Below are 21,074 nucleotides of genomic sequence, written 5' to 3'. Positions count from 1 at the left end.
GCGGCCCGATTCCAGGCTATGGCCCCCTCCCCGGTCCTACCCGGCAAACCGCTCACCGACCAGCGGTGACGGCCGGACGCCGGGTCTCGTCACGGTCGTGGTCGGTGAGGTCGTGCAGGTGCCGGACGGGGGAGAGCAGCAGCGCCAGGGGCGCGCAGATCAGGGTCGCCGCGACGACGAACAGCGTGGCGCGGGCGCCGAGCGGGCCGGCCAGCGCGCCGGCGACGAGCCCACCGACCGGGATCGCGCCCCAGGAGACGAACCGTACGGTCGCCATCACCCGCGAGAGCAGCTCGGGTGGGCTGGCGATCTGTCGGTACGTGCGGGTGGTCACGCTGAGCACGACCGTGCCGAGGGAGAAGACGATGCTGCCGGCGGCGAAGGCCACGTACGCCGGCCAACCGGTGCCCCCGGGAATCAGGAACGCGCCGACGACCGTCGTGAATCCGGCGGCGACCAGCGCGCGGGCGCTACCGAGCCACGTGGTGATCCGGTTGGTGAGGGCGGCGCCGACCAGCGCGCCGACACCCTCGACGGCGAGCAGGACGCCGACCAGGCCGGGTGGCGCGTGCAGGTCGCGGACCAGGTAGAGCGGGTGCAGCGCGAACTGGGCGCCGCAGACGAAGTTCATGGCCGTCGCGGCCCACATGCACGGCCCGATGACCGGGTGGTACGCGGCGTAGCGCCAGCCCTCGCGGATCAGCGCACCGACCGGCGGCCAGTGCTCGGGCGCGTCGACGCGGCGCGCGGGCAGCGTACGTAGCAGAGCCGCGGAGACGAGGTAGCTTGCCGAGTCGACGAGCAGGGTGGGCACCGCGCCGAGCGCCTGCACGGCGAGTCCACCGAGGGACGGGCCGCTGAGCAGGGTCGCGGCGTGGGTGGCCGAGGTGAGGCTGTTGCGAGACTGCAACTGCTCGCGCTCGACGATGCTGGGCAGGAAGGTCGAGTTGGCCACGTCGAACAGCACGTTGGCGAAGCTGACGACCAGCGCGGTGATCACCAGGTGGGTCACCGTGAGCTGCCCCCACCACCAGGCCAGGGGGATCGACGCGACGGCGAGGGCCCGGGCCACGTCCGCACCGATCTGGGCGCCGCGCAGCGGCAGGCGCTGCACGATGACACCGGCGGGTAGGCCGATCACGATCCAGGCGACGTAGCTGGCCGCCGCGATCAGACCCATCTGCCAGGCGGAGGCGTCCAGGACGACCAGCGCGGTCAGCGGCAGGGCCACCGCGCCGACCGCCGACCCGACCATGCTGGTCGTGCCGGCGGTCCACCAGCGCCAGAACACCCCGGCCCGTTCGTCGACGTGCATGTCGTCGGCCCCCGTTCGTCGCGCCGCGATGCTCCCGGTGTCAGTGCGTTCCATTCTGGAACGGACTATAGTCGGGTCAGGACGGAGGGAGGAAGCGGGTGCGACGGGAGGATCTCGCCGACGCGGACTGCGGCATCGCGCAGGCGCTCGGTGTGCTGGGGGACTGGTGGACGTTCCTCATCGTGCGCGACGTCGCCGGCGGCACGACCCGCTTCGACGCGCTCCAGCGCGAGCTGGGCGTCAGCCGACGGGCGTTGACCGAACGCCTGGCCGCGCTGGTGGAGCACGGCGTGCTCGAACGCCGCCCGTACTCCGCGCACCCACCCCGGCACGACTACCTGCTGACCGCGCGGGGCGAGGGCCTGCTACCGGTGCTGATCGCCCTACAGGACTGGGGAACGAGGCACCTGATGGGTGACGGGGAACTGACCGCGACCGCCGACGACGCCTCCGCCGAGGCGCGACGGGTGCACCACCTCGTCGGGCGGCGACTACCCGAGGTCGTCCTGCCCGGGCCGGACGGACGGCCGGTCCCGGTGGCCACGCCGGACGCCTGGAGCGTCCTCTACCTCTTTCCGGGCGCGTACGCGCCGGGCGTGAACGCCTATCCGCCCGGGTGGGCCGACATCCCGGGCGCGCGGGGCTGCACCCTGGAGTCGACCACCTACGCCGACCGGTACCCGCGATTCCGGGACCTGGGCGTGCGGGTGTACGGCATCAGCACCCAACGACCGGACCAGCTCGCCGACTTCAGCGCGTACGCCGGGTTGCCGTTTCCGCTGCTGTCCGACGAGGACGGCCGGCTCGCCGCGGGCCTGCTGCTGCCCACCTTCCGGGCCGGCGGGGTGACCCGCTTCAAGCGACTGACCATGTTGGTCGATCCGACGTCGGTGGTGCGGGCGGTGCAGTTCCCGGTCACCGATCCGGCCGGGTCGGTCGACGAGATGCTGGCCCTGGCCCGCGACCACGCGACGATCCCCGGCTGACACGGTCGTCAACCGGGGATCGGGGCGTACGGGCGGATCAGGCCGGGAGCGTCCAGCGCTGGTTGGCGCCGGCGAAGCACTCCCAGATCTGCAGGCGGGCGCCGTCGGCCGAGGTGTTGTCGGTGACGTCGAGGCACTTGTTGGACTGCGGGTTGCGCAGCGTGCCGTTGGACTGCGCCTGCCACACCTGCGCGCCGCTGCCGTTGCAGTCGTACAGCTGCACCTTCGCGCCGTTGGCGGTGGAGCCGCTGGTGATGTCGGCGCACTTGCCGAGGGCGCGCAGCGTGCCGTCGGTGGCGACGGTCCAGGTCTGCGCGGCGGTGCCGTTGCAGGTGTAGATCTGGACGGCGGCGCCGTTGGCGGTGCTCGCGGCCGCCACGTCGACGCACTTGCCGCCGATCCCGGTGATCTGGCCGGTACGACCCGACGGCGGCGGGGTGGTGCCGCCCATGATGGTGTCGTACATGGCGCTCACCAGTGAGGTGGAGCCGGTGGTGTCCTGCGACAGCTCCCAGTTCATCACGCCGCCGGCGTTGGCGAGCGCCCACTGCGTCTTGCGCTTGACGGTCGGGATGCCGTTGTAGCACTGCTGCGCGCCGCCGGCGGTGGTGCAGTCCCGGTTGGCGTTGGCCGGGTCCAGGGCGACGAGCGCCGAGTACGTGTAGTAGCCGGGGCGGCTGTAGAAGGGGATGCCGAGGACGGCCTTGCTGGCCGGCAGTCCACGGGACTTCCACAGGTTGATGCTGTTGATCGACCAGTCGTAGTTCGAGTGCGGGCTACCGCCGTCGTACGCCATGATGTTGAGCCAGTCGACCTGGCTGAACACGGCGGTCGGCACACCGTCGAGGTAGTAGCCCTCGGAGACGACGGCCGCGGTGAGCAGCTTGCCGCGGCTGTGCATGGCGCTGCCCAGCTGGGTCATGAGCTGGGTGTAGTTGTTGGCCGAGGCGCCCGGGTCCGGGTACTCCCAGTCCATGTCGACGCCGTCGAGGTTGTACTGGTTGACGAAGTTGACCAGGTTGTTGACGAACGCCGTCCGGCTGCCCGAGTTGGCTGCGAGGGCTTCGAAGGCCGAGTCGTTGCCGTCGTTCCAGCCGCCGACGGCGATGGAGACCTTGACGTTGTTGGCGTGCGCCTGGGAGACGAGCGAGGAGAGTTTGCTCGGGTTCTCCACGGCGCGCAGGCTGCCGTCGTTGTTGGGCAGCACGAAGGCGTAGTTGATGTGGGTGAGCTTGTTGTACTGGATCGTGTTGACGTTGCCGGCCCACGAGGGCATGTAGCCGACGCTCTTGAAACCGTTCGGCAGCACCACGGCCTGCGCGGCGGTGGGGACGAGGGCGACGGTGGTGGCGGCGGTGGCCAGGGCGAGCAGGCCGGCGCTGAGGACGCGGCGCAGTGGTGAGGACATGGGGGCCTTCCCGTGGGCGGGGGACGACACCCGCCCGCGCAGGGTTGTCGCGGGCGGGACGTGCGGGGGCAGGAACGGGTGGGCCTCGAGGCAGCCAAATCTTAAAGAGTGTTAACTGTCGGCGTCAATCAACGCCGGTGGATTTCCGTCGTGGGGGCGTACACGGCTTCTGGCGCTCCCCAAACGACCGTTAAGCTGACCGGGTGGGAACCGACGAGCTGTACCCGCCGGACCGGCTGATCGCCGCGCAGCGCGCCACCGCCGCTGCCGGCCTGGACGCGCTGCTGCTCACCCCCGGCTCCGACCTGCGCTACCTGATCGGCTACGACGCCCACGCGGGGGAGCGGCTGACCTGCCTGGTGCTGCCCGCCGAGGGCGAGCCCACGCTCGTGGTGCCCCGACTGGAACGTCCCGCCGCCGAGGCGTCGACCACCACCGGTCTGCGCATCGTCGACCATCCCGACGGCGCGGATCCGTACCCCCTGGTCGTGGCCGCACTCGACGGCCCGGCGGCGGCGGTCGGGCTCGCCGACCGGATGTGGGCCGAGCAGGTCCTCGCCCTGCGCGCGGCGCTGCCCGGCGTCGCGCAGCGGCTCGCCGGCGACGTGCTGCGCGAGCTGCGGATCCGCAAGTCCCCGGCGGAGATCGCGGCCCTCGCCGAGGCCGGCGCGGCGATCGACGAGGTGCACCTGCGCATGGGCGAGTGGCTGCGACCCGGGCGCACCGAGGTCGAGGTGGCCGCCGACATCGCCGCCGCGATCCGCGCCGCCGGGCACGTCAGCGTCGACTTCGTCATCGTGGCCGCCGGCCCCAACTCCGCGAGCCCGCACCACGGCACCTCGGATCGGCCGATCGGCGTCGGCGAGCCGGTGGTGGTCGACATCGGCGGCACCATGCCCTCGGGCTACCGCTCGGACTGCACCCGCACCTACCTGGCGGGCGGAACCGCGCCGGCCGAGTTTCTGGAGTACTACGCGGTGCTGCACGCCGCCCAGCGCGCCGCGGTGGCGGCGGTCCGGCCCGGCCGCACCGCGGCGGCGGCCGACGCGGCGGCCCGGACGCCCATCACGGCCGCCGGATACGGCGACGCGTTCCTGCACCGCACCGGGCACGGCATCGGCCTGGACGGTCACGAGGAGCCCTACCTGGTGGCCGGGAACGACCGGCCCCTGGAGGCCGGCATGGCGTTCTCCATCGAACCGGGCATCTACCTGGCGGGCCGGCACGGCGCCCGCATCGAGGACATCGTCGTCTGCACGACGGACGGCGTGCAACGGCTCAACACCACCCCCACGGAGCTCATCGCGCTATGACTGTCGACCGGATCCTCCCCACCGACGAGGCCCACGACCTGCTGGACCTCGCTACCGAGCTGGCCGACCGTGAGTTGGCGCCCAAGGCCGCCGGCTTCGAGGAACGCGCCGAGTTCCCGCGCGAGGTGCTGCGCACGATCGGCCGCGCCGGCCTGCTCGGTCTGCCGTACGCCGAGGAGTACGGCGGCGCGGCGCAGCCGTACGAGGTGTACCTCCAGGTGCTGGAGATCCTGGCCAGCCGCTGGCTCGCGGTCGCCGAGGCGGTCAGCGTGCACACCCTGAGCTGCTACCCGGTGGCCGCGTTCGGCAGCGACGAGCAGCGCAAGCTGCTGCCGGACATGCTCGGCGGCGAACTGCTCGGCGCGTACTGCCTCTCCGAGCCGCAGGGTGGCTCGGACGCGGCGGCACTGAGCACCCGGGCGGTCCGCGACGGCGACGCGTACGTCGTCTCCGGCACCAAGGCGTGGATCACGCACGCCCACAGCGCCGACTTCTACAACGTCTTCTGCCGCACCGGCGGGCCCGGCCCGAAGGGCATCTCCTGCCTGGTCGCCGACGCGGGCACCGCCGGCATCGCGCCGCAGACGGCCGAGCGGACGATGGGGCTGCGCTCCTCGCCGGTGGCGCAGATCGTCTTCGACGGGGCGCGGGTGCCGGCGGACCGGCTGGTCGGTGGCGAGGGAGCCGGGTTCACCATCGCGATGTCCGCGCTGGACTCGGGCCGGCTCGGCATCGCGGCCTGCGCGGTGGGGCTCGCCCAGGGAGCGCTTGACTACGCGGTCGGCTACGCGCGGGAGCGGCAGCAGTTCGGCCGGTCCATCATCGACTTCCAGGGCCTGGGCTTCCTGCTCGCCGACGCGGCCACCCAGATCTCCGCCGCCCGCGCGTTGACCCTGGCGGCGGCGCGGCTGCGCGACGCCGGGCGGCCGTACTCGATCGAGGCGGCGAAGGCGAAGCTGTTCGCCACCGACATGGCCATGCGGGTGACCACCGACGCCGTGCAGGTGCTCGGCGGGGCCGGCTACGTGGCCGACCACCCGGTGGAGCGGTACCTGCGCGAGGCGAAGGTGCTGCAGATCGTGGAGGGCACCAACCAGATCCAGCGGCTGGTGATCTCCCGGGCGCTCGCGAAGAGCTGACCAGGCCCGGGGTTTCCTCGTCGCCGTCGCGCCGATTTCCCGGTAGGTTGCTCGCCGTGGAGGAGATCGACCGCGCCATCGTCGCCGCCCTGACCGCTGACGGCCGTCTGTCGTACACCGACCTGGCCGAGCGGGTGGGACTGTCGGTGTCCGCCGTGCACCAGCGGGTGCGGCGGCTGGAGCAACGCGGCGTCGTCAAGGGGTACGCGGCCCGGGTCTCCTTCGAGGCGCTGGACCTGCCGTTGACCGCGTTCGTGGCGATCCGACCGTTCGATCCGTCGCAGCCGGACGACGCGCCGGAGCGGCTCGCCCACCTACCCGAGATCGACTCGTGCTACTCGGTGGCGGGGGAGGACTTCTACCTGCTGTTGGTGCGGGTGGCCAGCCCGACGGACCTGGAGCGGGTGTTGCAGGAGATCCGCACCTCGGCGAACGTGACGACCCGGACGACGGTGGTGCTGTCCACGCCGTACGAGAACCGTCCGCCGAAGATCAGTGCCGGGGCGCCTGGTCGGTCGCGGTCCCGGGCGCCGGAGGAGCCGGCTGGTTCCACCGCAGGATGACCTGCCGGCCGTGCTCGTGACCGAGCGCGCTCACCGTCGCGGTGTCCAGGCGCAGTCGGCCGCCGGCGGACGGCGGTAGCCCGATCCAGCGGGCGCCGAGCACCCGCAGGCTGTGCGCGTGGCCGACCAGGGCCACGGTGCCGCGGTCGAGCAGCGGGGTGACGCGGGCCAGCACGCGGTCGAGACGCTCGCCCACCTGGGCGGGTGACTCCCCGCCGGGGCAGCCGTCGGTCCAGATGTTCCAGTGCGGGTCGTCGTCGTGGATGTCGACGGTGGTGCGGCCCTCGTACTCGCCGTAGTTCCACTCGCTGAGGTCCTCGTCGACGGCGTCGACGGTGAGCCCGGCGAGCTGCGCGGTGCGCAGTGCCCGGGAGCGGGGACTGGCCAGGACGGTGGCGAAGCGCCGTCCGGCGAGGAACGCCGCGAGGGTGCGGGCCTGTCGCTCGCCGTCGGGTGTCAGCTCCAGGTCGGTGTACGAGGTGTGCCGCAGGCTGGCGCTCCAGGTGGTCTCGCCGTGCCGGATCAGCAGGAGCTCTCCCATGCGGCCAGTTAACCATCGTGGCGTCGTGGCCCGGGCCACCCTCCCTCAACCTATCTTCCTAGGACGCCCTACCGGGTGTGCCGACCGGCACCACCGGTTTCAGCACCCGGAGACCGGGCAAGCGAGCGGCGACAACCGCCAGACCGAGGAGGCGCGATGAGCTTCACCGAGAAGGCAAAGAACAAGGCCGAGCAGATGGCCGGCGCCGCGAAGGAGCGGGTCGGCGACATGACCAACAACGAGCGGATGCGTGGCGAGGGCGCCAGTGAGCAGAGTGACGCGCGCGCCAAGCAGGCCGGTCAGAACGTCAAGGACGCGGGTCGCAACGTGAAGGACGCCTTCAACAAGTGACCTGAGCGGTCGCGTGGTCCCCGAGCAGATGCTGTTCGGGGACCACACGCGTGCGAGCCGTTAGGGTCGGCGGCGTGACCGTGCTTCGTTCGCTGGTGTTGTTCGCGTTGGCCGCCCTCGCCGAGATCGGCGGTGCCTGGCTGGTCTGGCAGGGTTGGCGTGAGCAGCGCGGCCTGTGGTGGATCGCCGCCGGTGTGGTCGCCCTCGGCTGCTACGGCTTCGTGGCCACGTTCCAGCCGGACGCGAACTTCGGCCGCATCCTGGCCGCTTACGGCGGCGTGTTCGTGGCCGGCTCGCTGGGCTGGGCGATGGTGGTCGACGGCTTCCGCCCAGACCGCTGGGACCTGACCGGCGCAGCCCTGTGCCTGCTGGGCGTAGCCGTCATCATGTACGCCCCCCGAACCCCAACCCCGTAGTCCCGTAGCCCGTTGCCCCCCGGCCGCCTCTCGGGCAGTCGATCATGGAGTTGTGGCGGGGACGAAACGCTCGCGAGACCGTGAATCAGGCACCACAGGTCCATGATCGACGCGTGCCAGGGAGCGTGGGTGGGCGGGGCGGTGAGACGTGCTCGCTTCTGCGATGATGCGGCGCGTGATGGGAGTGCGGCTCCGCTCGTTCTGGTGTGGGGCGCTGGTTGTGATGGCTTCGCTGGGCGTGGGCGGGTGTTCGGCTTCTCGGGTGCCGCCGCCGGAGCGGCCGACGTTCTTTGGACCCTCCGCCGCGCCCTCGTCCGACAGCGCCGCATCGGCGGCTTCTCCGACGTCGGGGGTTTCGAGCGTCCCCGGGGCGTCGAGGGTGGGGACCAGGGCGCCGGTGGTCGACCATGGGCCGCGGGTCGGCACCCGGGTCGCGCTGACGTTCGACGCGGACATGACCGACGGCATGCTGGCCAATCTGCGCAGTGGCAAGGTGCGGTCGTACGCGAACCTGCGGATCCTCGACCTGCTGGAGCGGGAGCAGGTGCCGGCGACGTTCTTCCTGACCGGCAAGTGGGTGCAGCGGTATCCGGAGGTGACCCGGCGGATCGCCGGCAATCCGCGCTTCGAGGTGGCGAACCACACCTACGGGCACGCGGCGTTCACGGCGGACTGTTACGACCTGCCTCGGCTGCCGGTCGGCGAGCTGGCCGCCGACGTGGCGAAGACGTTCGAGGTGATCGCGCCGTACGGGGGGCGGCAGACGCGGTACTTCCGCTTTCCGGGGTTGTGCCACGACGCGGCGGCGTTGGACGCGTTGGCGCCGTTGGGCGTGACGGTGGTGGACGGTGACGTGGTGAGCGGTGATCCGTTCGCGAAGGCGTGGAAGCCGCTGGTGCGGGCCGTCCTGGACCACGTCCGTCCCGGCTCGGTGGTGATCATGCATGTGACCGAGGCGAACGCGGCGATGACCGATGAGGCGTTGCCGCACATCCTGGCCGGGTTACGCGAGCGTGGGTTGACGCCGGCGCCGTTGTCGGAGGTGCTGGCCGCCGGTTGAGTGGGCGGCCAGCACGTCGGCTACGTCAGTCGTCGCGGTGGTCGGTCCACCACTGCTGGCCGCCCTCGGGCAGGGTGTCGATCGGGTCGTAGTAGGCGTAGCGCTTGTTGAGCGCCTCCAGGTCGGCGGACTCGATGGAGGTGCGGTAGTTCTTGGTCCAGTAGGAGATGCCGCGCTCACGGTCGTAGTCGGTGAGCATGTGGACCCAGCGCTTGCCGACGAAGGGGACGTCGCAGACGATCCGCGGGGTGGCGTAGCCGGGCAGGTAGCCCATGATGTCGTGCTGGAGCTGCTGGGCGTGCCAGACCGGGACCCGCCAGTGCTCGGCGTTGGGGATCATGTCGCACATGTAGAAGTAGTACGGCAGGATGCCTGCTTCGCCCTGCAGGGCGAAGCAGAGGTCGAGCAGGTCGGCGTTCGTGGCGTTGACGCCGCGCATGAGGACGCCCTGGTTGCGGACGTCGCGTACGCCGACGTCGAGCGCGGTCTGGGCGGCCTTGGCGACCAGTGGGGTCAGCGACTGGGCGTGGTTGACGTGGGTGTGGATGGCGAGGTTGACGCCGCGTCGGGCGGCGGTGCGGGCGACGCGTTCGAGGCCTTCGACGACGTCGGGCTGGAGCCAGTGCTGGGGGAGGCCCATGAGGGCCTTGGTGGCGAGCCGGATGTCGCGGACGGTTTCGATGTCGAGCAGCCGCATGAGGTACGACTCGAGGTTGCGCCAGGGGACGTTGGCGACGTCGCCGCCGGAGACGACGACGTCGCGTACGCCGGGGTGGTTCTTGAGGTAGGCGATGTGGGCGTCGTAGCGGTCGACGGGCTTGAGGGTGAGCTTGAGTTTCTCGACGGTGGGGGTGGAGTTGCCGACGAGGTCCATGCGGGTGCAGTGCCCGCAGTACTGCGGGCAGGTGGAGAGCAGTTCGGCGAGGACCTTGGTGGGGTAGCGGTGGGTGAGGCCTTCGGCGACCCACATGTCGTGCTCGTGGAGGCTGTCGCGGCTGGCGTAGGGGTGTGAGGGCCAGTCGGTGCGCCGGTCGGAGGCCACCGGGATCATGTAGCGGCGGATCGGGTCGGCGAGCAGCGCTTCGGTGCTCATCGCCTCGAACGGCACCATCGTGTTGATCATCTGCGGGGGCACCAGCATGGACATGGTGGCCAGGGCCTTCTGGTCGGCCTCGAGGTCGGCGTAGAAGGTCTCGTCGACGGTGTCGCCGAGGACGGCGCGGAGCTGCTTGATGTTCTTGACGCAGTTGACCCGCTGCCACTGGGCGCTTTCCCACTGGTCGCGGGTGACGTGTCGCCAGCCGGGGAAGCGGGTCCAGTCGGGTTCGACCAGGGGGCGGCGGTGGTATTCGTACGGCTGCCCGGCGGTCGGTGTGGCGACCGGGGCGTGACGGGGTTGGGGGATGGTCTGGGTCACGGCCCCTCCTCGGTGCTGCGGTGGATCATCGAAGCTCGAAGGCTACTGGAAAATATTCGGCAAAGAAATTAGTCTGCCGTAAGTTTTCCCGTTACGCGAGCCCTGGCCGGGGCTTCGAGCGGCTGCGTGGGGGAGGTTGGCGTGACGTCACCGGTGGGACTGCACCGCGTCGTGCAACCGGCGGGGGTGCTGCCGCAGGCGGCGTGGCGCCTGGACGCGTCGAGGGAGATCGCGCCGAACGAGGTGCGGATCCGGGTGCAGCGTCTGAACCTGGACGCGGCGAGCTTCCGGCAGTTGTCGGAGAAGCACGGCGGGAACGGTGACGCGGTCCGCGCCGAGGTGCTGGAGATCATCTCCACCCGGGGCAAGATGCAGAACCCGGTGACCGGCTCGGGTGGGATGTTGATCGGCGTCGTCGAGGAGGCCGGTCGGCGTTCCCCGCTGGGGCTCAAGGCCGGCGAGCGGGTCGCCTCGCTGGTGTCGTTGACGCTGACGCCGCTGGTGATCACCGACGGGCTGGCCCGTTGGGACGGTCGCAGCGAGCAGGTGCCGTGTGACGGGTGGGCGATCCTGTTCGCCCGGTCGATCGCGGCGGTGCTGCCCGAGGACGAGGATCCGCAGTTGTCCCTCGCCGTGCTGGACGTGTGCGGGGCGCCGGCGCTGACGGCGCGGGTGGTGTCGCGTCACGTGGAGGACCGGCGGCGTGCCGGCGATCCGACGCCGGTGAGCGTGGCCGTGATCGGTGGGGCGGGCAAGAGCGGGTCGCTGTCCCTGGCCGCGGCGCGGCGGGCGGGCGCCGCCCGTACCGTCGGGGTGGTTCCGGTGGCGGCGGAGCGCGACGCGCTGACGGCGGCGGGGCTGGCGTCGGTGGTGGCGGTGGCCGACGCGCGGGATCCGGTGGGCCTGTCCACGGCGGTGACCACGGCGTTGGGTACGCCGGCGGACGTGACGGTGGTCTGCGTGGACGTGCCGGGTTGTGAGCACGGGGCGGTCCTGGCGACCGCGGACGGCGGCACGGTGATCTTCTTCTCGATGGCGACGAGCTTCTCGGCGGCGGCGTTGGGCGCGGAGGGGCTGGCGGCGGACGTGACGATGCTGGTGGGCAACGGGTACGTGCCGGGGCACGCGGAGTTGGCGTTGGGGTTGCTGCGCGCCGAGCCGGGGGTGCGCCAGCTTTTCGCGGCGCGGATCGCGGCAGACTGAGGTCATGACGAACCCCTCGACGTTGTACCGCGGCGGCGTGTTGCACTGTCCGGCGGATCCGAGCGCGACCGCGCTGCTGGTGTCCGGTGGGCGGATCACCTGGTTGGGCACGGACGGTGACGCGCCGCCGGCCGAGAAGGTGGTGGACCTGGGCGGGGCGCTGGTGACGCCGGCGTTCGTGGACGCGCACGTGCACGCCACGGACACCGGGTTGGCGTTGTCCGGGCTGGAGTTGTCTGGCGTGCGCTCGGCGGGGCAGTTGCTGGACGCGGTGGCGGTGTTCGCGGCGGGGCTGCCGGCGGACGCGGTGGTGCTGGGGCACGGCTGGGACGAGTCGGGTTGGTCGGACGTGACGTTGCCGGACGCGGCGGCGCTGGACCGGGCGGCCGGTGGCCGGCGGGTGTACCTGTCGCAGGCGTCGATCCATTCGGCGTTGGTGTCGTCGGCGTTGCTGGCGGCGTGCCCGCAGGTGGTGGACGCGGCCGGCTACGACCCGTCGGGTTGGCTGCGTCGCGACGCGCACCACGTGGTGCGGGCGGCGGCGCAGGGGTCGGTGAGTCGGGCGCAGCGGGTGGCGGCGCAGCGGGTGGCGCTCGCGCACGCGGCGTCGCTGGGTATCGCCGCGGTGCACGAGTGCGGCGGCCCGGAGATCTCCGACGAGGAGGACTTCACGGGCCTGTTGGGCATCTCGGGCGCGGGGGTGCCGGAGGTGTACGGGTACTGGGGTGAGTTGGGTGGCGCGGCGCGGGCCCGGGAGTTGGGCGCGGTGGGCGCGGGTGGTGACCTGTTCGCGGACGGGGCGTTGGGGTCGCGCACGGCGCACGTGTCGCAGCCGTACGGCGACGGCGACGGCTGTGGGCACGGCTACCTGACGGTCGAGCAGGTGCGTGACCACCTGGTGGACTGCGCGGCGCACGGCCTGCAGGGCGGGTTCCACGCGATCGGTGACGCGGCGATCGGCACGGTGCTGGACGGGTTCGCGGCGGCGGCGGCGACGCTGGGCGTGGAGCGGCTGCGGGCGGCCCGGCACCGCGTGGAGCACGCCGAGATCATGAGTCGGCGGATGATCGCGCGGTTCGTGGAGTACGGGATCGTGGCGAGCGTGCAGCCGGCGTTCGACCGGCTGTGGGGTGGTGCGGGCCGGATGTACGAGGCGCGTCTGGGCCTCGCCCGGTCGTTGGAGTCGAACCCGATGGGCGCCATGCACTCGGTGGGTGTGGCGTTGGCGTTCGGGTCGGATTCGCCGGTGACGCCGTTGGATCCGTGGGGGTCGGTGCGGGCGGCGGCGGCGCATCACAACCCGGCGCAGCGGATGAGTGTGCGGGCGGCGTTCGCGGCGCACACGCGCGGCGGGTGGCGGGCGGTGCACCTGGACGTCGAGGGTGTGCTGGCGTTGGGCGCCCCGGCGACGTTCGCGGTGTGGTCGACGCCGGCCGGTGTCGAGCGGGGCCTGCCGGTGCTGCTGGCCGAGGATCCGGACCTGCGCGGCCCGGACGACCCGACGCCGCTGCCGGTGTGCCGGCGGCTGGTGCTGCGCGGCGAGGTCATCTATGAGGAAGGGTCGTCGTGAGCGAGCAGATGAGCGGTGTGGCGTGACCGGGAAGCTTGATCTTGATCCGGTGTTGGTGGCGCGGGCGCGGGAGTTGGCGCGGCGGGCCGGGCAGCCGGTGGTCGACCTGGCGCGCAGCCACACCACGGTGTCGGTGGAGCGGGCGGTGCTGCGCCTCGCCGGGGTGACGGGCGCCGACCCGGACGGCATTCCGTGGGTGAACCGGCTCGTCGACGCGGTCGTCGCGGACGTCGGCCTGGGGCACGGGGTGGCGGCGCCGGTGTTCGACGCGCTGGTGCGTGAGGGCAGCACCGACGTGACGTTGCTGGCGCAGAAGGCCGCCGCCGGGTCGGTGCGGTTCGGCGTGCCGTCGGGTCGGGCGGCCACGGCGGCCCGGTCGGCGGCCCGCCGGGCCGTGGGCGCGGGGATCCGGCGTATCGACCGGCGGCGGGTCGAGCGGGACCGGCTCGTCAAGCGGCACGGTGACCCGGCGCAGCGGCCCTGGATCTACCTGATCGTGGCGACCGGGGACATCTACGAGGACATCCCGCAGGCGCAGGCGGCGGCGCGGGCGGGCGCGGACGTGATCGCGGTGATCCGGTCCACGGGCCAGTCGCTGCTGGACTACGTGCCCGAGGGCGCCACCCGGGAGGGGTTTGCCGGCACGTACGCCACGCAGGAGAACTTCCGGCTGATGCGCGCGGCGTTGGACGCGTCGTCGAAGGAGTTGGGCCGCTACGTGCGGCTGACGAACTACGCGTCGGGTCTGTGCATGCCGGAGATGGCGACCCTGGCCGGCCTGGAACGCCTCGACATGATGCTCAACGACTCGATGTACGGGATCCTGTTCCGCGACATCAACCCGGTGCGCACGTTCGTCGATCAGCGGTTCTCCCGGCAGGTCCACGCCCGCGCGGGGATCATCATCAACACCGGTGAGGACAACTACCTGACCACCGCCGACGCCGTCGACGAGGCGCACACGGTGACGGTGTCGCAGTTGCTCAACGAGTTCTTCGCCCACGAGGCGGGCCTGGCGGACTGGCAGTTGGGCCTGGGGCACGCCTTCGAGATCAACCCGGAGGTGCCGGAGTCGTTCCGCCTGGAGTTGGCGCACGCCCTGCTGGCGCGGGAGTTGTTCCCCGACGCGCCGCTGAAGTGGATGCCGCCGACGAAACACATGACCGGTGACGTGTTCCGGGGCAACCTGCTCGACGGGTTCTTCAACCTGGCGGGGACGCTGACCGGTCAGGGCATCCTGCTGGTGGGGATGATGACCGAGGCGGTGGTGACGCCGTGGCTGTCCGACCGGGACATCGCCCTGCAGAACGTGCGGTACGTCCTCGGCGCGGCCGGCGGGCTGCACGAGGACTTCGTTCCGGCGGCGGGCGGGTTCATCCGTCGCCGCGCCAACCAGGTGCTCGGTGAGGCCCTGGACCTGCTGGAGCGCATCGGGGAGCAGACGCTGCTCACCGCGATCGCCGAGGGCACCTTCGGGATCATGAAGCGGCCCGCGGACCGGGGCAAGGGCCTCGACGGTGTCGCCGCGCACGAGGGCGACTACTACAACCCGGCCACGGAGATCCTGGAGGCGGGTCGTGAGTAAGGCGATCGTTCGGCCCTACGGGGACACCACCGGCGACGGGATGGTGCAGGTGTCGTTCACCCTGCCCGTGCCGCACGACAAGCGGGCCGAGGGCGCGGCGGTGCAGTTGGCCAACAAGATGGGCATCGACCCGGCGATGGTGGTGCACGCCAAACCGATGGGGGACGGGTTCACGTTCTTCGTCGTGTACGGGCGGGTCAACCACCTCGTCGATCTGGCCGCCGTGCAGGTCGTGGAGCGGGACTTCGCGTTGCTGTCGGCCAAGGACGTCAACACGGTGATCAAGCAGCGGCTGCGGCGCAAGCTGTCAGTGGTCGGCGCGTGCATCGGCACCGACGCCCACACGGTGGGCATCGACGCGATCCTCAACGTCAAGGGCATCGCGGGCGAGAAGGGCCTGGAGTACTACCGGGAGCTGAAGGTCACCAACCTGGGCGCGCAGGTCAGCGTCCCGGAGTTGGTGGAGGCCGCGCGGGCGGAGAAGGCCGACGCGGTGCTCGTGTCGCAGGTCGTCACGCAACGCGACGCGCACCTGCACAACACGCGGGAGATGTCGGCGGCGTTCCGGGAGGCCATGCCGGCGGGCAAGCGGCCGCTGCTGATCGTCGGCGGTCCCCGCTTCGACGAGACGATGACCGACGAGTTGGGCGTCGACCGGATCTTCGGCCGGGGCACCACGCCGGGCGAGGTGGCCAGCTACCTGGTGCACGCCCTGATCACGCAACGGAAGGCGAACGCATGAGCGACGACGCGCGGCTCGGGTTGACGGTGACGCACCGGCGGTACGTGCCGTACGCGCACGCCCACTACGCCGGCAACCTCGTCGACGGGGCGTACGCCCTGGGGCTGTTCGGTGACGTCGCCACCGAGGTGTGCATCCGCACCGACGGCGACGAGGGCCTGTTCGCCGGGTACGCCGATGTGCGGTTCACCGCGCCGATCCGCGCCGGTGACGTGGTCGAGGTGACGGCGCGGGTGACACGGGTCGGCAGCCGCAGCCGCACCCTGGAGTTGAGCTGCGCGGTGGTGTGCCGGGGCCGCCCGGACCGCTCCGAGTCCACCGCCGAGGTCCTCGACCCGCCGATCGTGGCGGTGACCGCGACCGGCACCGTGGTCGTACCCGCTTCGTCATGACCCTCGCGGTCTGCGCGGACGTCGGCTCGACGTACACCAAGGCGGCCGTGGTGGATCTGGCCGCCGGTGTCCTCGTCGGCGCGGCGGCCGCGCCCACCACGGTGGGCAGCGACGTGCTGCGCGGCCTGGACGCCGCGGTCACGGCGGCCACCGCCGGGCTCGGGCTGCGCGACGTGCCGTGGTACGTCTGCTCGTCCGCCGGCGGTGGGCTGCGGCTGGCCGTCATCGGCTACGAGGCCCTCGTGACCGCGCAGGCGGGCCGGCGGGTCGGGTTGTCGGCGGGCGCGCACGTGGTGCACACCGCCGCCGGGCGGCTCGACGCGGCGGCCCTGGCCGTGTTGCGGGCGGCCCGGCCGGACGTGGTGCTGCTGGTGGGTGGCACCGACGGCGGCGACGCCGACACGATCCGCCACAACGCGACCCGGCTGGCCCGCGCCCGCTGGCGCACCCCTGTGGTCCTGGCCGGCAACGCCGACGTGCGTGCCGAGCTGACCGCGCTGCTGGCGGACGCCGGGGTGCCGGTGAGCGGCGCGGACAACGTGCTGCCGCGCATCGGGGTCCTCACGCCGACGTCGGCGCGGGCGGCGATCCGGGCGGTGTTCCTGCGGCACGTCATCGGAGGTAAACGACTGTCCCGGGGCACCCGTTTCGCGCGGCTGGTACGGGCGGCCACCCCCGACGCGGTCCTGACCGGCGTGGAGGTGCTGGCCGACACCATCGGCGGTGACCTGGCCGTCGTCGACGTGGGTGGGGCCACCACCGACGTGTACTCGGTGCTCACCCCCGACGAGCGGGCCACCGGCCCGGGCCGGGAGGTCGCCGGCAGCCTGTGGCGTGCCCGCACCGTCGAGGGCGATCTCGGCATGCGGTGGAGCGCGCCGGGCGTGGTGCGCGCCGCCGTCGAGGAGCGGCTGCTCACCGACGCCGACGACCTCACTGCCGCCGCCGACCGGCGGGCGGCCGACCCGGCGTTCCTGGCCGCCGACGATGCCGAGCGGGCCGTGGACGCGCGGATCGCGACCCTGGCGGCGACGGTGGCGCTGCGCCGGCACGCCCGGGGTGTCGCCACCGGTGAGCGGGCCGGGCGGGACCTGCGGGACGTGCGGCTGCTGGTGGGCTCCGGTGGGGTGCTGCGGCACGCGCCGCCCGACGCGTCGGGGCGGGTGCTGGCGGCGGTCCTGGCCGATCACGCGGGCGGGTGGGCGGTGCCGCGCGCCGCCCGCGCGGTGGTGGACGTCGACTACGTGCTGGCCGCCGGTGGGCTGCTCGCCGAGGAGCACCGGACGGCGGCGCAGGCGCTGGTGCGCCACCATCTGTGCCCGCAGTGAGACACACCGATCCGACACGCCGTGGCGCAACACACGACAGGCCGGGGTGGGTTGACAGGAGGCGGGGTGCAGCACGTACCGTCTTTGAGTCCTACCACGGGAAGCGGCTGTTGTTCGCTTCGTCCCTTCGTCCGCTGGCCGAGCGACATGTTTCAGCGTCATCGTCGCGGCGGCCAGGTCCAGCGGGCGGGGGTCGGCGGGGCGGCGCGAACCGGCCGCGATTACCGGTGTACGGGCAGGGTGAGGTGCACGGCCAGTAGACAACGGCCCGGCGGGGGCAGCCAGTCAACCGCCTGGTCGGTCCGAAGGTCGGCGTGCCCCATCCTCGCCCCACCGGCCGGGAAGGGCCTGGGAGCATCGGGGCGCGGCGCAAGCCGCGCCCCGATTTCATGCGCCCCCGACATCGCCCCCCATCGCCGCGCCGATCTTGCGGTTTCTGTGGTCGAGTTGGGCGGTAACGCCCCTTCTGTCGCAGCGGAAACTGCAAGATCGCGGAGCAGGGGTCAGGCGCGGATGGCGGCCGGGTAGCCTTCGGCGGGTGATCGAGGTGAAGCAGCGGTGACGACGCTGGACCGGGACGGGAGTCACGTCCCCACGGTGACCAGTGCGCCGGTCGTCGCGGGTCGGCCGCTGCCGCTGCGCGTGGCCGCGCCGATGGCCGTGGTCGCCGGGTTGGCCCTGCTGCTGGCGTTCCCGCCGTACGGGGTGTGGCCGCTCGCGCCCGTCGGGGTGGCGCTGCTGGCCGCCGCCGCCCACCGGCGACGGTTGCGCGCCGGCGCCGGCCTGGGTTTCCTCACCGGGGTGGCGCTGTTCGCGCCGATGCTGGCCTGGACGAACCTGCACACCGGCTACCTGCCGTGGGTGCTGCTGTCGCTGCTGCAGGCCGGCTACCTGGCGCTGCTCGGCGCCGCCACCGCCTGGGTGTCCCCCCTGGCCGACCGGGGCCCGTGGCAGTGGCCGGCGCTGACCGGGCTGCTGTGGGTGGGGCAGGAGGCGGTGCGCGACCGTACCCCGTTCGGCGGTTTCCCGTGGGGTCGCCTCGCGTTCAGCCAGGACGACTCTCCGCTGCTGCGCCTGGCCGCCCTCGGCGGCGCGCCACTGGTCACCTTCGCCGTGGCCCTCGCCGGTGGCCTGCTCGCCGCCGCCGTCTGGCGGGGCTGGGCGGCCCGCCGCGACGCCCGCCCCGAGTGGTGGCTGGCGGCGGTCGTGCCGGCCGCCGTCGCCGTGGCGGTGGGCGCGGTGAGCCTGCTGGTGCCCGTCGCCGCCGCGGGCGGCGGCAAGACCGTGACCGTCGCCATCGTGCAGGGCAACGTGCCGCGCCTCGGGCTGGACTTCAACGCCCAGCGGCAGGCCGTGCTCAACAACCACGTCGACGCCACCATCGAGCTGGCCGCCCGGGTCGTCGCCGGCACCGCGCAGCGACCCGACCTGGTGGTGTGGCCGGAGAACTCCAGCGACATCGACCCGCTGCGCAACCCCACCGCCGGGGCCCGCATCGCCCAGGCCGCCGACGCGATCCGCGCGCCCATCCTGGTCGGCGCGGTGCTGCTCGGCCCCGGGCCCGGGCAGGTCCGCAACGCGGGCATCCTGTGGCGGCCCGGCACCGGTGCGGACATGGCGCAGCTCTACACCAAACGGCATCCGGTGCCGTTCGCCGAGTACGTGCCGTTGCGGAACATCGCGCGCATGGTCAGCGACAAGGTCGACCTGATCCGCACCGACTTCGTACCCGGCAGCACCCCGGGCGTGGTACGCGCCGGCCCGGCGACCCTCGGCGACGTGATCTGCTTCGAGGTCGCCTACGACGAGGTGGTCCGCGACACGGTCACCGGCGGCGCGCAACTGCTGGTGGTGCAGACCAACAACGCCACCTTCAACGAGGCGGAGGCCCGCCAACAGCTGGCCATGGTGCGGCTGCGGGCCGTCGAGCACGGCCGGCCGGCGCTGATGGCCTCCACGGTCGGCGTGTCCGGGTTCGTCGCCCCCGACGGGCGGGTAAGCGATGCCACCGGGTTCAACACCCGGGAGGTCGTGGTGCGGCAGCTGCGGCTCGACAGCGGACGCACCCTCGCCACCCGCCTCGGCTGGTGGCCGGAGTTGGCCCTGGCCGCTCTGGCGGTGGCCGCCCTGGTCGGCGCGGGTGTGCTGCGGCGCCGCCAGCGGGTCGTGCCCGCATAGCAGCAGCCGGTACGCCGGCGGGAGCGGAGGAACCGTGGTCCAGGCCACCGATACGATCCGGCGTCCCGACGAGGTGCCCGGCGTGGGTCGGGTCCTCGTGGTGATCCCCACCTACAACGAGGCCGACAACGTGGCGGCGATCGTGGGGCGGGTCCGCCGGGCCGCCCCCACCGTGAGCATCCTCATCGCCGACGACAACAGCCCCGACGGCACCGGCGCGATCGCCGACGCCCTCGCCGACGGCGACCCGCACGTGCAGGTGTTGCATCGCCGGGGCAAGGAGGGGCTCGGCGCGGCGTACCTGGCCGGGTTCGGGTGGGCGCGCGAGCGCGGCTACCACGCGGTGGTGGAGATGGACGCCGACGGCTCCCACGCCCCGGAGGACCTGCCGGCGCTGCTGGAGGCCGCCCGGGACGCCGATGTGGTGATCGGGTCGCGGTGGACCAGCGGGGCGCGGGTGGTGAACTGGCCGCTGCGGCGGCTGCTGCTGTCGCGCGGCGGCAACCTGTACGCGCGTCTCGCGCTGGGCATGCCCGTCTCGGACGCCACCGGCGGCTACCGGGTGTACCGCACCAGCGCCCTGGACGCCATCGACCTGGCGTCGGTGACCTCGCAGGGGTACTCGTTCCAGGTGGAGCTGTCGCGGCTGGCGCACCGGGCGGGGGTGCGGATCGTGGAGGTGCCGATCACGTTCGCCGAGCGGGAACGCGGCGACAGCAAGATGAGTCCGCGCATCGTCGCCGAGGCGTTGTGGCGGATCACCGCGTGGGGCGTGCAGGACCGGCGGCAGGCCGTACGCCGCAGCCTGAACGGCACCCCCAGCGGTCAGGTGCGGTGGCCGTGAGCGTGGCCGTGTCATGCTGGATGTGCGGTTCGTGTCGTGCCGCGGGATGGCGATGAGGTGAGATGCGCCGAGGACTGAGGTTCGTGCCGCTGGCCCTGCTGCTGACGGTGGTGCTGGAGCTGGCGGTGTTCGTCGTCGTGGGCAGGGCGGTGGGGTTCGGCGCGGCGGTGCTGCTGGTGTTCGCCGCGTCCCTGCTGGGGCTGGTGCTGCTGCGCCGTGAGGGAATGCGCGCCTGGCGGGGGTTCCGCACCGCCGCGCAGGCCGGGCAGCCGCCGGGCCGTCAGGTGACCGATGGGCTCGTCGGGTTGGCCGGTGCCCTGCTGCTGGCGATACCAGGCCTGGTCAGCGGCCTGGTCGGGTTGCTGCTGATGGTGCCGCCGGTGCGCCGGTTGGCTCGCGCCGGGGTGCAACGCGTCGCCGAGCGGCGGGTGTCGTCGATGGTGGCCGGTGACCTGTTCGGGCCGCGTACGGTCCGGGTGCGTCAGGGCGCGCCACAGCCGCCGCCACGTCCGCAGCCGGAGCAGCCGGTGGTCGTCGACGGTGGCCGCGCCATCGAGGGCGAGATCGTCGAGCCGGGCCGCAACTGAACCCACACACACGACGGCGCCCCCGGGCAACCCCGGGGGCGCCGGGGGGTGTGTGGGTGCGGCTCAGGGGCGGCCGCGGCGGGTACGTACCACCAGGAGCCGCACGGCGAGGATGTGCACAATCTAGGCGATCGAA

Annotated in this window: 20 protein-coding genes; 16 read left to right on the top strand and 4 right to left on the bottom strand. The window is 72.6% G+C overall.

The genetic code is table 11. From position 1 onward, the window contains the following. Window positions 1-52: 52 nt before the first annotated feature. Window positions 53-1,315, bottom strand: coding sequence for an MFS transporter (locus tag ACIA3K_RS00970; RefSeq protein WP_396798789.1), 1,263 nt, complete (start codon window positions 1,313-1,315; stop codon window positions 53-55). A gap of 98 nt (window positions 1,316-1,413) precedes the next feature. Between ACIA3K_RS00970 and ACIA3K_RS00965 the strand changes: the two genes are divergently transcribed. Further along, window positions 1,414-2,301, top strand: a complete 888-nt coding sequence (locus ACIA3K_RS00965) for a winged helix-turn-helix transcriptional regulator (protein WP_396798209.1) — start codon at window positions 1,414-1,416, stop codon at window positions 2,299-2,301. A 37-nt stretch (window positions 2,302-2,338) separates the two neighbouring features. Here ACIA3K_RS00965 and ACIA3K_RS00960 read toward each other — a convergent pair whose 3' ends face one another. Further along, entirely contained in the window at window positions 2,339-3,709 is a 1,371-nt protein-coding gene (locus ACIA3K_RS00960) for a glycosyl hydrolase family 18 protein (RefSeq protein ID WP_396798207.1), read from the bottom strand. Window positions 3,710-3,912: 203 nt separating this feature from the next. On the opposite strand from ACIA3K_RS00960, the gene ACIA3K_RS00955 reads away from it, so the two are divergent. From ACIA3K_RS00955 to ACIA3K_RS00945, 3 genes are read left to right on the top strand one after another with little or no spacing between them, the layout of a single operon-like run. Then, window positions 3,913-5,022 (top strand): M24 family metallopeptidase, encoded by a 1,110-nt coding sequence (locus ACIA3K_RS00955; protein WP_396798204.1) that lies wholly within the window; start codon window positions 3,913-3,915, stop codon window positions 5,020-5,022. Next, window positions 5,019-6,161 (top strand): acyl-CoA dehydrogenase family protein, encoded by a 1,143-nt coding sequence (locus ACIA3K_RS00950; RefSeq protein ID WP_396798202.1) that lies wholly within the window; start codon window positions 5,019-5,021, stop codon window positions 6,159-6,161. The genes ACIA3K_RS00955 and ACIA3K_RS00950 overlap by 4 nt, the downstream gene beginning before the upstream one ends. Before the next feature lie 56 nt (window positions 6,162-6,217). Then, window positions 6,218-6,724, top strand: a complete 507-nt coding sequence (locus ACIA3K_RS00945; protein WP_355051132.1) for an Lrp/AsnC family transcriptional regulator — start codon at window positions 6,218-6,220, stop codon at window positions 6,722-6,724. Here ACIA3K_RS00945 and ACIA3K_RS00940 read toward each other — a convergent pair. Further along, a complete protein-coding gene (locus ACIA3K_RS00940) occupies window positions 6,654-7,265 on the bottom strand; it encodes a histidine phosphatase family protein (protein WP_355051131.1) in 612 nt (203 codons plus the stop codon). The genes ACIA3K_RS00945 and ACIA3K_RS00940 overlap by 71 nt on opposite strands. Window positions 7,266-7,421: 156 nt before the next feature. Between ACIA3K_RS00940 and ACIA3K_RS00935 the strand changes: the two genes are divergently transcribed. From ACIA3K_RS00935 to ACIA3K_RS00925, 3 genes are all read left to right on the top strand, one after another. Then, window positions 7,422-7,616 (top strand): CsbD family protein, encoded by a 195-nt coding sequence (locus ACIA3K_RS00935; protein ID WP_355051130.1) that lies wholly within the window; start codon window positions 7,422-7,424, stop codon window positions 7,614-7,616. Between the two features lie 74 nt (window positions 7,617-7,690). Next, window positions 7,691-8,032, top strand: a complete 342-nt coding sequence (locus ACIA3K_RS00930) for a YnfA family protein (RefSeq protein WP_396798200.1) — start codon at window positions 7,691-7,693, stop codon at window positions 8,030-8,032. Window positions 8,033-8,411: 379 nt separating this feature from the next. Next, window positions 8,412-9,092, top strand: coding sequence for a polysaccharide deacetylase family protein (locus tag ACIA3K_RS00925; RefSeq protein WP_396798198.1), 681 nt, complete (start codon window positions 8,412-8,414; stop codon window positions 9,090-9,092). Window positions 9,093-9,117: 25 nt separating this feature from the next. Here ACIA3K_RS00925 and ACIA3K_RS00920 read toward each other — a convergent pair whose 3' ends face one another. Further along, a complete protein-coding gene (locus ACIA3K_RS00920) occupies window positions 9,118-10,509 on the bottom strand; it encodes a KamA family radical SAM protein (protein ID WP_396798197.1) in 1,392 nt (463 codons plus the stop codon). A 153-nt stretch (window positions 10,510-10,662) separates the two neighbouring features. On the opposite strand from ACIA3K_RS00920, the gene ACIA3K_RS00915 reads away from it, so the two are divergent. From ACIA3K_RS00915 to ACIA3K_RS00875, 9 genes are all read left to right on the top strand, one after another. After that, a complete protein-coding gene (locus ACIA3K_RS00915) occupies window positions 10,663-11,712 on the top strand; it encodes a zinc-binding alcohol dehydrogenase (protein WP_396798787.1) in 1,050 nt (349 codons plus the stop codon). 4 nt (window positions 11,713-11,716) lie between these two features. Further along, entirely contained in the window at window positions 11,717-13,282 is a 1,566-nt protein-coding gene (locus tag ACIA3K_RS00910; protein WP_396798196.1) for an amidohydrolase, read from the top strand. 22 nt (window positions 13,283-13,304) lie between these two features. Beyond that, window positions 13,305-14,867, top strand: a complete 1,563-nt coding sequence (locus tag ACIA3K_RS00905; protein ID WP_355051125.1) for a lysine 5,6-aminomutase subunit alpha — start codon at window positions 13,305-13,307, stop codon at window positions 14,865-14,867. Continuing rightward, on the top strand, window positions 14,860-15,609 hold the full coding sequence (locus ACIA3K_RS00900) for an OAM dimerization domain-containing protein (RefSeq protein WP_355051124.1): 750 nt from the start codon (window positions 14,860-14,862) through the stop codon (window positions 15,607-15,609). The genes ACIA3K_RS00905 and ACIA3K_RS00900 overlap by 8 nt, the downstream gene beginning before the upstream one ends. After that, window positions 15,606-16,001 carry a hotdog domain-containing protein gene (locus ACIA3K_RS00895; protein ID WP_396798195.1) on the top strand — a complete coding sequence of 132 codons (396 nt, stop codon included), beginning with the start codon at window positions 15,606-15,608 and terminating at the stop codon, window positions 15,999-16,001. Before ACIA3K_RS00900 ends, ACIA3K_RS00895 begins: the two co-directional genes overlap by 4 nt. Then, window positions 15,998-17,329, top strand: a complete 1,332-nt coding sequence (locus ACIA3K_RS00890) for a glutamate mutase L (protein WP_396798194.1) — start codon at window positions 15,998-16,000, stop codon at window positions 17,327-17,329. Before ACIA3K_RS00895 ends, ACIA3K_RS00890 begins: the two co-directional genes overlap by 4 nt. Before the next feature lie 654 nt (window positions 17,330-17,983). Then, window positions 17,984-19,507 carry an apolipoprotein N-acyltransferase gene (gene lnt / locus ACIA3K_RS00885; RefSeq protein WP_396798785.1) on the top strand — a complete coding sequence of 508 codons (1,524 nt, stop codon included), beginning with the start codon at window positions 17,984-17,986 and terminating at the stop codon, window positions 19,505-19,507. A gap of 55 nt (window positions 19,508-19,562) precedes the next feature. Continuing rightward, on the top strand, window positions 19,563-20,351 hold the full coding sequence (locus ACIA3K_RS00880; protein ID WP_396798784.1) for a polyprenol monophosphomannose synthase: 789 nt from the start codon (window positions 19,563-19,565) through the stop codon (window positions 20,349-20,351). A gap of 62 nt (window positions 20,352-20,413) precedes the next feature. Further along, window positions 20,414-20,938, top strand: a complete 525-nt coding sequence (locus ACIA3K_RS00875) for an FxsA family protein (protein ID WP_396798192.1) — start codon at window positions 20,414-20,416, stop codon at window positions 20,936-20,938. Window positions 20,939-21,074: the final 136 nt, after the last annotated feature.

Origin of the sequence: Micromonospora sp. NPDC051543, assembly GCF_044454415.1 — a bacterium.
GTDB lineage: Bacteria > Actinomycetota > Actinomycetes > Mycobacteriales > Micromonosporaceae > Micromonospora.
Note: the sequence above shows the minus strand (reverse complement) of the source record. Positions and strands in the feature narration are given on the sequence as shown.